The organism is Streptococcus suis, from assembly GCF_002960445.1.
Lineage (GTDB): Bacteria > Bacillota > Bacilli > Lactobacillales > Streptococcaceae > Streptococcus > Streptococcus hyiners.
Window position 1 is genome coordinate 1 of sequence record NZ_POJD01000015.1, and the last position, 265, is coordinate 265.

1 protein-coding gene is annotated in these 265 nt (G+C 38.5%); it reads right to left on the reverse strand.

Annotation, left to right across the window (positions count from 1 at the left end):
- Positions 1–48: 48 nt before the first annotated feature.
- Positions 49–265, reverse strand: a 217-nt coding sequence (locus tag C1G53_RS00065) for an FAD:protein FMN transferase (protein WP_192873088.1), incomplete at its 5' end; no start/stop codon positions are given.

Genomic DNA, 265 nt, shown 5'->3' on the forward strand with positions numbered 1-265 from the left:
AGTTCAACAAATTCTAGAAATACAGACAAACTGAGCCCTTTAGTTGATTTATTCATTAACAAGATGATACTCCTCATTCGTTAATTCAAAGCTTTCTTTCAAGCCATCACTCAGATGAACGCCCTGCTCCTTATCGATAAAAACAGCTTCTACACCGTCAATCTGATTGATAAAGTCAAGACCTTTTTCCACACCTAGTAAGAAGAGAGTTGTGGAGAAGGCATCTCCTTGGATAGATGTTTTGGAAAAGACTGTCACACCTGAG